The sequence below is a fragment of the Dyadobacter sandarakinus genome (assembly GCF_016894445.1).
Classification (GTDB): domain Bacteria; phylum Bacteroidota; class Bacteroidia; order Cytophagales; family Spirosomataceae; genus Dyadobacter; species Dyadobacter sandarakinus.
This window is the reverse complement of the sequence record NZ_CP056775.1, coordinates 1,493,698-1,505,843: the sequence shown is the minus strand read 5'-3', so window position 1 is coordinate 1,505,843 and position 12,146 is coordinate 1,493,698. Positions and strand designations below refer to the sequence as shown.

Annotated in this window: 10 protein-coding genes; 4 read left to right on the top strand and 6 right to left on the bottom strand. The window is 51.4% G+C overall.

Annotated features, from left to right (window positions below; all coding sequences use genetic code 11):
• Window positions 1–13: 13 nt before the first annotated feature.
• Window positions 14–1,339 carry a cytochrome P450 gene (locus HWI92_RS05990; RefSeq protein WP_204661597.1) on the bottom strand — a complete coding sequence of 442 codons (1,326 nt, stop codon included), beginning with the start codon at window positions 1,337–1,339 and terminating at the stop codon, window positions 14–16.
• 113 nt (window positions 1,340–1,452) lie between these two features.
• On the opposite strand from HWI92_RS05990, the gene HWI92_RS05985 reads away from it, so the two are divergent.
• Window positions 1,453–5,496 carry an FG-GAP-like repeat-containing protein gene (locus HWI92_RS05985; protein WP_204661595.1) on the top strand — a complete coding sequence of 1,348 codons (4,044 nt, stop codon included), beginning with the start codon at window positions 1,453–1,455 and terminating at the stop codon, window positions 5,494–5,496.
• A gap of 81 nt (window positions 5,497–5,577) precedes the next feature.
• Here the strand turns inward: HWI92_RS05985 and HWI92_RS05980 are convergent, their stop codons facing one another.
• Window positions 5,578–6,057: a Dps family protein gene (locus HWI92_RS05980; protein WP_204661593.1), complete on the bottom strand. Its 480-nt coding sequence runs from the start codon at window positions 6,055–6,057 to the stop codon at window positions 5,578–5,580.
• A 178-nt stretch (window positions 6,058–6,235) separates the two neighbouring features.
• Between HWI92_RS05980 and HWI92_RS05975 the strand changes: the two genes are divergently transcribed.
• Together HWI92_RS05975 and HWI92_RS05970 are read left to right on the top strand one after the other, a co-directional pair.
• Window positions 6,236–6,910 (top strand): lipid-binding SYLF domain-containing protein, encoded by a 675-nt coding sequence (locus HWI92_RS05975; protein ID WP_204661591.1) that lies wholly within the window; start codon window positions 6,236–6,238, stop codon window positions 6,908–6,910.
• A gap of 7 nt (window positions 6,911–6,917) precedes the next feature.
• Window positions 6,918–7,115, top strand: a complete 198-nt coding sequence (locus tag HWI92_RS05970) for a KTSC domain-containing protein (RefSeq protein ID WP_204661589.1) — start codon at window positions 6,918–6,920, stop codon at window positions 7,113–7,115.
• A 4-nt stretch (window positions 7,116–7,119) separates the two neighbouring features.
• On the opposite strand, the gene HWI92_RS05965 is transcribed toward HWI92_RS05970, so the two are convergent.
• From HWI92_RS05965 to HWI92_RS05955, 3 genes are all read right to left on the bottom strand, one after another.
• The gene (locus HWI92_RS05965; protein ID WP_204661587.1) at window positions 7,120–8,832 is read right to left on the bottom strand and encodes a GMC oxidoreductase; all 1,713 of its coding nucleotides are present in this window, start codon (window positions 8,830–8,832) and stop codon (window positions 7,120–7,122) included.
• An 18-nt stretch (window positions 8,833–8,850) separates the two neighbouring features.
• Window positions 8,851–10,050, bottom strand: a complete 1,200-nt coding sequence (locus HWI92_RS05960; RefSeq protein ID WP_204661585.1) for an esterase — start codon at window positions 10,048–10,050, stop codon at window positions 8,851–8,853.
• 65 nt (window positions 10,051–10,115) lie between these two features.
• Window positions 10,116–10,598: a TlpA family protein disulfide reductase gene (locus tag HWI92_RS05955; RefSeq protein ID WP_204661583.1), complete on the bottom strand. Its 483-nt coding sequence runs from the start codon at window positions 10,596–10,598 to the stop codon at window positions 10,116–10,118.
• A 170-nt stretch (window positions 10,599–10,768) separates the two neighbouring features.
• Between HWI92_RS05955 and HWI92_RS05950 the strand changes: the two genes are divergently transcribed.
• Window positions 10,769–11,752: a GlxA family transcriptional regulator gene (locus HWI92_RS05950; protein ID WP_204661580.1), complete on the top strand. Its 984-nt coding sequence runs from the start codon at window positions 10,769–10,771 to the stop codon at window positions 11,750–11,752.
• 73 nt (window positions 11,753–11,825) lie between these two features.
• Here HWI92_RS05950 and HWI92_RS05945 read toward each other — a convergent pair whose 3' ends face one another.
• Window positions 11,826–12,134, bottom strand: a complete 309-nt coding sequence (locus HWI92_RS05945; RefSeq protein WP_229248960.1) for a DoxX family protein — start codon at window positions 12,132–12,134, stop codon at window positions 11,826–11,828.
• Window positions 12,135–12,146: the final 12 nt, after the last annotated feature.

Genomic DNA, 12,146 nt, shown 5'->3' with positions numbered 1-12,146 from the left:
TGAGGGCCGCAGCCTATTTGATATACAATTTAATTCCGTGGGATGATTTGAGAACTATTTGCGGGTGCATGCCCGCCGGCTTACCAGTTTCTCTTACAAAGTCAAACCGCTTGACCAGCGCGGCCAGGAGAAGCTGCATTTCCATCATTGCAAATTGCTGACCGATGCAAATACGCGGCCCCAGCCCGAAGGGCAGGTACTGGTATTTGGAGCGGCCTTTCACCGCTTCGGGTTCAAAGTTGGCGGGATCAAAACGGGTAGGATCTTTCCACAATCCAGGATTGCGGTGTAACTCGAAGATCGACATAAAAACGGATGTTCCCGGCGCAATTGCAAACCCACCAATTTCGTCGCTTCCTATCGACTCGCGCGTCATGGTCCACGCAGGCGGGTACAGCCTCAGGCCTTCTTCCACCACCTGGCGGGTGTAGGGCATTTGCATGAGTTGTGTAAAACCGGGAACACGGTCGAAAAGAGCAGCTTCGCGGCGGATTTCCGCTACAATATCGGGCTGCGCAGCCAGCTCGTACAGCAGCCAGCTCAGGCCCGTAGCCGAGGTTTCATGGCCGGCTGCAAACATCGTGATCGCCTCATCACGGATCTGCTGATCGTCCATTTGTTCGCCCGTATCCTCATCCCGGCTGTCGAGCAAAAGTTGCAGCAGGTCGTTGGGCTGTTCGCCGGACACCCGCCGCTGCTGAATGAAGTTGAATACGAGCGTGTTGAAGTAAGCCACGTCTGCCTTAAAGTGCCGGTCCTCTCCATTCACCGCCATGAGGGGAATGCGGTACGGCCTGCGCACGCGCGTCACCAGGTACTTTTGAGTACGTGTCACCTGCCTGTAAATCTGCGCTTTATCTTCGGTAGTCATGTTGCCGAAGAGCGTTTTCAATGCAATGTCGGAGGTGACGGCCATCATTCTGGCATCCATGTCGATGGCCGGACCGCCCCTGTGCTGTTCCATTTCATCGAGGAAACGGTCTGCAATTTCGCCCATCATCACAAACAGGTCCTGTAACCGCTCGCGGTGAAATGCGGGCTGCACAAGCCTGCGCTGCCGGAGCCAGAAATCTCCGTCGCTGGTGACCAGTCCGTTGCCGAGTACAGGACGCAGCATTTTGGATGAACTGCCTTTCTTATAGTTGCGGTGGTTCTGCTGCAGAATATGCCTGAAAAAAGCAGGATCACGCGTGATGACGAATTCTCTGAAAAGTCTGAGCCGGTAAGTATCACCACAGGCATCGAAGCCCTCTTTCAGAAATCTGAGCGGATCACCGGCAAACCGGAAAGGGGCCAGCAAGCTGACAGGACCAATATGGTGTTCGGGGATCGTTCGCATATGTACTACATGGTTTTCCTTTGGTTAAATATAGTGACCGTTTAATCATCCCAAGCACATATCTCAGCACAGGTTTGCAAAATTGGCGGTGTCCTGCTAAAAATCTGTCCGCTATGAAAATACATTACAAAGTACCGCTCCTCAGCATTGCAGTAGTCCTGAGCTGCTGCATTCTCTTCTTTTTTGCACAAAAAACGTCCTCAAAGAGGGTTTCTGGCCACAAAGCACGGGTTTCCGCCGCGCCTGACCTGCCTGTGTCTTCCTCTGCCATGTCAGGCATCCGCCAGAGCCTGGCCGGACGTGAGTACAATATTACTTACGACAGCACGCGTCAGACGCTACAAAGTCCCAATCGCAAGCAAAACCTGCGGGCAAGCTACAAGCCGGGCATGCTTTCCCTTGCACCCAGGATCACAAAAAAAGACAGTCACTTTGTGCTGAACTTACGCCTGGACGGTATCTATGCAGGTAGTGTAAAGGCTTACAGGGTTGATACAGCTGCCCGCATTGAGCAAGCCGAAAACGAGCTCAGGATCCATCACAAGGGATTCACAGAGGAATATATCAACAACGAGGCGGGTATTCGCCAGAACTTTATCATTCACGAAAAGAGATCAGAGGCAGCCCTGCTAAAAGTGAAACTGAACGTTGAGGGTGCCAGGCCCGTAAGTGCCGGTATTAATGCAGTTGGCTTTGTGCAGGCTGGTCATGAAGAGGCCAGGCTCACCTACAACGATTTCAAATGCTGGGATGACGAGGGGCAGCCACTGGATGGATCGGTTACCATCCAAGGCAACGATATTGTGCTTGCTGTAAATGTTAAAGATGCCGTGTATCCCATTACCATCGATCCGATCATTGCCAATGGTACTCCGGCCAATGCCAATACGGTACTGAGAAGCAACCAGCAGGGTGCCAATGCGTATGCCGTGGCAAGTGCCGGCGATGTGAATGGCGATGGGTACAGCGACGTGCTGGTGGGCGCGCCATTTTACGACAAGGGCGAGAATGATGAAGGAGCCGTGTTCGTGTTTCAAGGTAGTGCCGCCGGGCTCAACGCCAATGCCGTGCTGCTGCTGGAAGGCAACCAGGTAAATGCACAGTTTGGCACCAGCGTCTCTACTGCGGGTGATGTAAATGCGGATGGTTACAGTGATGTACTGGTAGGTGCACCGTTGTATGACAAGGGTCAAACTGATGAAGGCGCAGCATTTCTGTACTTCGGCTCTGCCGGGGGGATTAAGCTGGCGGGGGCAGTTACTTTCGAGGCCAACCAGGCTTCAGCTTACTTCGGCCAGAGTGTTGCCACGATCGGTGATGCCAATGCGGATGGTTTCAGCGACATCATTGTCGGTGCGCAGCTGTATGATAATGGTCAGACCAACGAAGGTGCAGCATTCATCTACAAGGGGAGTGCAGGGGCGATCAGCGCAGTAGCAGCAACCGTCCTGGAAAGCAACCAGGCGAATGCAAGCTTCGGGTACTCGGTAGCCGGTGCCGGGGACATCAATGGGGACGGCTTTGGTGATGTGGTTGTAGGATCCATGCTGTATGACAATGGCCAGGACAACGAGGGGGCGGCATTTGTGTTTCATAGCTCGGCGGCAGGAGTGAACCCGGTTGCAGCGATCAGGCTGGAAGGCAATCAGGTGGCAGCCATTTTCGGGTGGTCGGTCAGTACAGCCGGTGATGTCAATGGAGATGGTTTCAGCGATATCATTGTGGGTGCTTACTCCTACGACAAGGGGGAGACCAACGAAGGGGCGGCCTTCATCTACCATGGTTCGGCAGCGGGCATCAGTGCCAATGCTGCCACTACCCTGGAAAGCAACCAGGCCGAAGCAGTGCTCGGGATTGCCGTCGCCTGTGCCGGTGATGTGAATGGGGACGGGTACAGTGACGTAATCGTGGGAGCGAAGTATTATGACAAGGGGCAGGCCAATGAAGGTGCTGCTTTTGTATACCACGGTTCAGCGGCAGGTATTTACGCCAACGCGGTTGCTACCCTGGAAAGCAACCAGGCCAATGCATGGCTGGGAACGTCAGTCGCCAGTGCCGGGGATGTCAACGGAGATGGATACAGCGACGTGATCGCCGGCGCACCCACGTTTGACAAGGTGCAGTACGATGAGGGAGGGGCGTTTGTGTTTCATGGGAGTGCTTATAGTGTGGATCTGGTGACATCGACGATTTTTTTAGGCGGCCAAAATGGTGCTCAGTTTGGCTGGTCAGTTGCGTCCGCAGGTGACGTCAATGGAGATGGATTTGGAGATATTATCATTGGCGCGAATGAATATGATAATGGCCAGGCAGATGAGGGTGCTGCCTTCATTTACTATGGATCGAAAGCAGGTCTGGACATGGCAAGCCCTACAATCTTGGAAATAAACAAGCCGCTTTCAGCTTTTGGAAGTTCGGTTGCCAGTGCAGGCGATGTGAATGGAGACGGATATGGGGATGTGATTGTCGGCGCATATCTGTACGATAATGCAAAGGAAAATGCAGGAGCCATATTTGTGTTTCATGGATCGAAGAATGGAATAAATCAGACTATACAATTCAAGGCAGAAGGTGCGCAGGAGGACGCAAATATGGGCAAAAGTGTCTCATCAGCAGGAGACGTTAACGGAGATGGATTCGATGACATTATTGTCGGTGCGCCGGGATATGATTTAGAGGCGCCATTAATGGATGAAGGAGTTGCATTTATCTTTAACGGTTCCCCTGCAGGAATAACTCAGAATACTAGAATTTTACCCGGTGACACGCGCGGAATCTATTTTGGATCTTCGGTGGCAACCGTGGGAGATTGTAATAGCGATGGCTATTCGGATGTGATTGTTGGTAGTCCCTTATTTGGTCAGGATGAGAATTATGAGGGGGCTGTGTTTGTTTACTATGGATCACCAACAGGAACAAATGTCTTGCCTGGGCAGACGTTGGAAAGCGGTCAGGATGGTGCGCGATTGGGAGGGTCTGTTGCAGCGGCTGGCGACATCAATGGAGATGGCTTGCCTGATTTTGTTGCCGGGGCGGATAGGTATACCAATGGAGAATATCAGGAAGGAGCTTGCTTTGTGTATTATGCCGGACCAAATGGATTTTTTACATGTCCCGAAATTTTGGAACGGAATTTCATGGGCGCACTTTTGGGCAGCGCAGTCCATGGTGCGGGCGATTTAAATGGGGATGGATACAGTGACGTTATCATTGGCGCTTTGGGCTACACCAATGGTCAGTTCAATGAAGGAAGTTTCTATGTTTACCTTGGCTCTTCGAGCGGAATTGCAAACGGATTTGTAATGAGTGCTGAAAGCAATCAAGAGGGCGCATTTCTCGGACATTCCGTCGCATCGGGAGGCGACGTTAACGGCGACGGTTTTAGTGATATTTTGATCAGTGCGCATCAATTTGATCAAACTAAATACAACGAAGGGATAGTGTACGTCGCCTACGGCAACACCGGAGTATGCCTCCGCAACAACCTTCGCATTTACAACTCCGACCTGATTTCACCCATCGCGCAATCACAATTTGCCAAGAACGACTTTGGGGCGGGGTTATATTCGAAATCATTTTTGGGGAGAGGCAAGGGAAAGCTGGTTTGGGAAACCAGGCCAAAAGGACAGCCATTTTCCAAAGTGGCAGGTGGTACGATCACCACCAGCACCCAGTTTACCGGCATGCAGAACATCTATGCAAGCCTGGGCTCAACAGGTACTGAGCTGAAAAGCCTGATCACAAAGCAGGGTGTAGGTACAAAGGTGAGAACACGTGTGAAGTTTGATCCAGTGCTTGCTATGACGGGTCAGGTATATGGACCATGGCGGTATACTCAATCCAACCTGTCCGGTGCCAGCAATGCACCAGCACGTCAGGCGCAGGTAGCTATGACGACGGCCGGTAATCTGGAAGAAGCGTTTGCCGAAATTAGCATTTACCCCAATCCCGTTACAGACTGGCTGCATATCCAGACAAGTGAAACATATGAGATAGCATCGGTTGAAATCAGGAATGTAGCAGGAGCATCGATCTACAAATCAGTAAATGCAAGCCAGGCGATTGATGCGCGAGAATTTGCGCCCGGAACTTACATTATCATAATGGGTGATCAGCAGGGACGCCGCACAAGCAGGAAGTTTGTAGTAAGCAGATAAGTGTTATAGAAGTAGTCAGGAAAGCCGCGGAGCATTTTGCACCCGCGGCTTTTTCATTAAAAAAAGATGACTAAAAAATCATTATTGCTTGTTGGCGAATGATCTCAGCATCCAGGTATTTTTTTCCTTGAACTGCATGAAACGGTTTACCATATCATTGGTACCATCATCGCCAGCTGCCGAAGAGGCTTCCAGCAACTCGCGTTCAAGGCTGATCAGCTGCGCCATGTCGCCCAGTATTGCATCCACCATTTCAAGGTCGGGCATACCGATGGTATTTACCTCCTGAATCTCAGACTCGCTGATATAATCGGCAAAGCGGCTGTGCGGCGGCTTGCCCAGGGTCAGTACACGCTCGGCAATTTCATCAATGGTCAACTGAGCATTGGTATAAAGCTCTTCGAATTTGACATGCAGCGTAAAGAAGTTTTGTCCCTTGATATTCCAGTGGCAGCCACGCAGCTTTTGGTAGTGAATATGATAGTTTGCCAGGTAGTCGTTTAAAAGATCCACAACGGGCTTGACTTCCTGCTCGCTCAGGCTGATTGCTTCGGCTTTCATAGTTTTTATTGCGTTTATTTTCGGGAAATATAAACATCAAAACCATACCAAATTCATCAATAAGGCGCTAAACAATAAAATTGGCGGGTTTTGGTTTATAGCATACGGAAACAGGCACGATCCTTGATCTGCTATCCGGAACATGCCGGAGCATCCGGTTCACCATTCTTTTAATTTTATGAATAACCTCAAATCAAAACTCGCCGCGTTCTTCACACTATTCGTACTGGCTACAAGCGTTCAGGCGCAATCCAAAGAGGAGGATCGGATTAAGGCTTCCGTTTCAGTACTCAACGATTTCGGACAAATGCAGGAAAGTATACCCTCGCAGTTGCTGGACATCTCAAAGGGTATCATTATCATTCCGAAAATGATCAACGCCGGCCTGATGGTAGGCGGCAAGCATGGCAAAGGTATCGCCATGGTGCGCAAGGCAAACGGGGAGTGGAGTGATCCTGTTTTTATCACGATGACCGGCGGCAGCATCGGACCACAAATTGGTGTACAGGCTGTGGATCTTGTCCTCATTTTCAAAAACAGTAAGTCACTCACTGAGATGACCAAGGGGAGTTTTACCCTGGGTGGAGATGTGTCGGTAGCAGCCGGCCCAATGGGCAGGAGCTCTTCGGCAAGTACCGACTATAAGCTGGAAGCGGAAGTGTACTCATATTCCCGGAGCAAGGGACTTTTTGCAGGTATCACACTCAATGGTGCGGCTCTGGCCGTTGATACCAAGGCAAACAATGCTTTTTACGACAACACATCCAGCGCAAAAACCATCTTTACGGCATCCAATGTGTCGTCCCAGGCAGTAGACGATCTGCGGGGTGCGCTTGCTGATTTTAATAAATAAACAGCATATGCCTTCTTCGGTGGTTGCCCATTTCAGCTATGACGAAGAGACCGGAACGTTGCGCATCAGGTACGTTTCCGGTATGGTATATGATTATAGGAAAGTCCCTTTGGAAGTGTACCGCGCGATGCGGGATGCACCTTCAAAGGGTATTTTTTTGAATACATTTATCAAAGACCAGTACGACTTTGAGAAGGTGGAATAGCTTTTCAGATGTTCCCTTTTTTCATCTCACGTACCGCATAATCCGCTGCCCTGGCCGTCAGGGCCATGTAAGTCAGTGAAGGATTTTGTGTCGAAGTGGACGTCATGCAGGCGCCATCCGTGACAAAAACATTGGAAACATAATGCATTTGATTCCATTTGTTGAGGATGGAGGTTTTAGCATCGCTGCCCATCCTCGCTCCGCCCATTTCGTGATTTTCGCTGCCCGGATTGCGCTGCGTGTCGGACGTTTTGATGTTGCTGAATCCCGCCCTGTCCAGCATTTCGCTGAGTTCAGTGTAAAAATCCTGCACCATTTTCATGTCATTTTCATCAAAAGAAACATGCATGCGGAGCTGCGGAATACCCCAGGCATCTTTCAATGTATCGTCCAGCCTTACAAAGTTGGTTTCTTTGGTCAGCGTTTCTCCCATCATCTGCGCGCCGATCGACCAGCCGCTTTCGTCCGGTGCAAAAAGTCCTGCCTTCAGCGACTCGCCTATACCATCATTCGGGTTGCCCGACTTGGATGCCGACACGGAGGCTGCATAACCGCGGAGAAAATCCGTCTCCTGCTTAAAAACATTGCGGAACCGCGGTATATAGACGCCATTGGGACGACGGCCGTCGGTGGTGCGATCATGAAAGCCGTCAAAGTCTGCCGTGATGCGCCCGCGATAGTTGTGGAATCCGATGAATTTGCCCAGCACCCCGCTGTCATTGCCCAATCCGTTCGGGAACCTGGCCGATGTAGAGTTCAGCAGGATCAGGTTGGAGTTGATGGCTGATGCATTGATAAAGATGATTTTAGCATAGTACTCACTCATCTCCTTAGTGAGTGCGTCAACAACCCGGACGCCGGTTGCGCGTTTTTTGTTTTCATCATAAATCACCGAATGCACCACGCTGTGGGGCCTCAAAGTCAGATTGCCTGTCCGCTCAGCCCACGGCAATGTGGCTGCATTGCTACTGAAATATCCGCCAAACGGGCAACCCCGCTGGCACAAATTGCGATGCTGGCATTGGGCACGGCCCTGCTGAATATGGACCGGCTGCGGCGCTGTGATATGAGCCGCACGCCCGATGATCACAGGACGTGTTCCTCCGTAGTTTTTCGCTGTCTGATCACTGAAGTGCTTCTCAACACAGCTCATCTCGTGGGGCGGCAGGAACTCGCCATCAGGCAGTTGCGCTAGCCCGTCCCGATTCCCCGAAATACCCGCAAACTTTTCAACATAGCTGTACCAGGGAGCAATATCCTTGTAGCGGATGGGCCAGTCAACGGCGAATCCGTCCCGGGCAGGTCCTTCAAAATCGTAGTCCGACCAGCGTTGCGTTTGCCGTGCCCACAATAGCGAGCGCCCGCCCACCTGGTAGCCGCGCATCCAGCTGAATGGCTGGTCCTGCACATAGGGATGTTCGTAATCTTTAACGACAAAATGCATGGCATCTTCCCGGAAAATATAGTGCTTGCTGGCCATGGGACTGGCTTCCCGGACAGCAAGCGACGGCATTCCAAGATGCTCAAACTCCCAGGGCATCATGTTGGTTGTGGGGTAGTCGGTGATGTGCTTAACGTCCCGGCCACGTTCAAGGATCAATGTTTTCAACCCTTTTTCCGTCAGCTCCTTCGCAGCCCAGCCGCCGCTGATGCCCGTCCCGACGACGATCGCGTCGAACGTACGTTCCTTCACCGAATCGATATTCAAGTTTGCCATTTGTATTCAGCGCTATGCTTATTTGCTGGTAGTACCGGTTTTCTTCCAAAGATTGGGCAGCAGCTTGTCGTGCAGCAGCATACGCCACGTACCCCAGTCGTGTGCACCTTCACCTCCCACAAAATATTCGTGGGGCACACCTATCTTTTCAAGCGCCTCGTGGGTAGCTGCCGATCGTTTCCCTACAAAGTCCTGCTCGCCGCTGCCGGAGCCGATCAGTATATAGTCTACTTTTTCTTTAATCCCGGGGTCAGCAAAGAATGCAGGATTGAGCTTTGCAGGCTCGGCATCTCCTGAGCTTAGAATCCCGAAGGAGCTGAAAAGGTCGGTAGAAGCAAATCCTACGGCCTGGGTATGGCGGCCACCCATGGAGAGCCCGGCAAGTGCCCGTCCCCGGCGGTCTTTGATCGTACTGTAATGCTGATCTATAAACGGTACAATTTGCTCCCGCAGCTCTTTGCCGAAACGTACATAGGTTTTTTCAAGATGCTGGGGATCGTTGCGGTGAATGACCTGGTTGTTGGGCATGGCGATGATCATCGGGACCATCTTTTTCTCTGCCAGCAGATTGTCAGCGATAAAGTTCGCGCGGCCGTCCAGCGACCATCCCGAGGCCAGCTCGCCACTGCCGCCCAGCAGGTACAATACAGGGTATTTTTTCTTTGGATCATAGCCTGGCGGCGTGTAAACAAAGATTTCCCGCTCACCACCGAGTACGTCGGAATGGTAGATATGGCGCGTAATGCTGCCATGAGGCACATTCGCTGCATCATAGTAGGCAGGCCTGGCACCGTGCACCACCAGGGTACTGTAAGCCGGCTGATTGGAAACGCCCGTGATGGTATTATTCGGATCGGCGACGGCAACTCCGTCCACCAGGAAGCGGTACACGTACATGTCGGGTTTCAGCGGTCCGACCGTCAGGGTCCAGATGCCATCGCTGCCTTTTACAAAAGGAATAGGATCCTTTGACCTGAGCGCCAGCAGAACCGGCCCGCCGGTAAGCTGAACCGAGGCTGCGTCAGGCGCCTTCAGTCTGAAAGTAACTGTATGATCGTCGCGAACATCCGGTGAGACCACATTACCTCCGTACGGAAAAAGGTTTTCAGTATTTTTCTGCGGGTTCCAGTCCAGGTTTACATTCGCCTGCTGTGCGAAGCTCGTCAGTGTGGTAAGGCACAAGGCCGGACCAAGAAGCCGGGAAATCAGTTTGCTCATTACGCAACAATTTGGGTACGTCATAGTAAGGCAGCAGGATAAAAACACTACCGGTCACCGACGTCCTAAATTGCTTTCAGTGTTCTGAAAATCTCCTCGTGCGGCTGCTCTCCTTCGAAAGTTTTGACCATTTTCCCGTTTTTATCATAAATCACGATGTACGGGAAGTACCTGATCTGGTAGTATCGCTGCACAAGCATGCTGCTGCCCTCGGTACCCACTTTGAAGTTGGGAAAAGTAGCAAGCTTGTATTTGGAAACAAATGGCCGCAGCATGTCCATATTCTGGAAAGTGACCATCACAACCTGCTTGTTGGCAACAACGTTGTAATTTTTGACGAGATCCTGCGTGAAATCCTGGCAATGCTCGCAGTCAGGCGAAAAGTAGATCAGCACCACGGGGCCCTTCGCGAGCTGCGCAGAGGTATATTGCTGACCGTTGGTGAGCTTCATACTGAATGGAGCAATGCTCTTCAGGCCTGCGGTACTTTGGGCAAAAGTGGCAGCGGATGATAATAAAATCAGGGAAATGAGAAAATAGCGGAACATATCGGTCTTTGATTCTTGAAACGTTTTGCCAAGTTATCAATCTTTTTGCAGCCTTGTGCCCGCGCCAGGCATTTACTTGTTGCACGATCAAATGTGCGGCTGTGATCAGGGCGGAAAGTGACCGTCAGCCATCACTTGCCAGGGTGGTGTTTTTTTATAAATTTGAATTTATGAAGCACATATCTGTACTGGTACCGAAAGGCGACGCTGCATTGGGCACCATTGAGGGGCCATTCAAATTTTTCACCTTCGTGAATGATTTTCTGGTTGCGATGGGGCGCGAGCCCGGGTTTCAGGTGGAGCTGGTGGGGCTTGACCGTGACGTCCAGCGGTATGGTAAAGTGTTTGCAGTGATCCCCGACATGTCCATCGAGCATGTTCATCAAACGGATCTGGTGATCATCCCAGCGGTCAATGGAAACCGTGAGCAGGTGATTGAGATGAATCAGGCCTTTTTTCCCTGGATTACGCGGCAGCACCAGGCAGGTGCCGAAGTTGCCAGTTTGTGCGTAGGGGCATTTTTGCTTGCCGCCACGGGACTGCTCAATGGAAAAAGCTGCACCACACACTGGATGTCTGCAGGCGATTTCAGGCGGATGTTTCCTCTGGTAAACCTCATGGACGACCGCATCATCACGGATGAACGCGGCGTGTACACCAGCGGCGGCGCCAACTCATTCTGGAACCTGCTTGTATACCTGGTGGAAAAGTATGTTGATCGTGAGATGGCGATCTATACCACCAAGTTTTTTATGATCGACATCGACCGCCACTCTCAGTCTCCATTTATCATGTTCAGCGGACAAAAGGGCCACGAGGATGAGGTGGTACGGAAAGCGCAGGAATTTATAGAAAAACAATTCCACGAGCGCATCACGGTCGATCAACTCTCGGACATGTTTGCAGTAGGGCGACGCAGTTTTGAACGTCGCTTCAAAAAAGCCACGGCAAATTCCATTACCGAATACATTCAGCGGGTGAAGATCAAGGCGGCTAAGAAAAGCTTTGAAGTAAGTCGTAAGAATGTCACCGAGCTGATGTACGAGGTCGGCTATACGGACACGAAGGCATTTCGCAGTACCTTCAAGAAACTGACCGGACTTTCACCGGTGGAATACCGCAACCGTTACAACAAGAATCTCACGCAGGCTTAGCCGACACGAAACGGAGAAGGTTCGCGCCTGAGCTTATGGTAATACACGTAAGAGCCGGCCAGGAGCCCGATCGCTATAAAAATCCCCACCCACAACTAGGACCGTCGCCCGCAGCGATGTGCGAATACAATGCACCTGCAAGATCAAAGAAAAGACCTGCATATGCCCACTCTTTGATCCTCGGAAAACCAGGAACCAGAATCGCGATCACACCCAGTAGCTTGGCAATGCCCAGAAAAGGCACAATGTACGCGGGGTAGCCGAGGTGCATCACATGCGTCAGGGCTTCGGGCGCCGACACGGCATCAAATATGGCACCTACACCCAGCATTGCTGCCGCAAGACCGGTCAGAATCCAGTACACGATTTTCGTCTTTTTCATTGTTTCATTTGT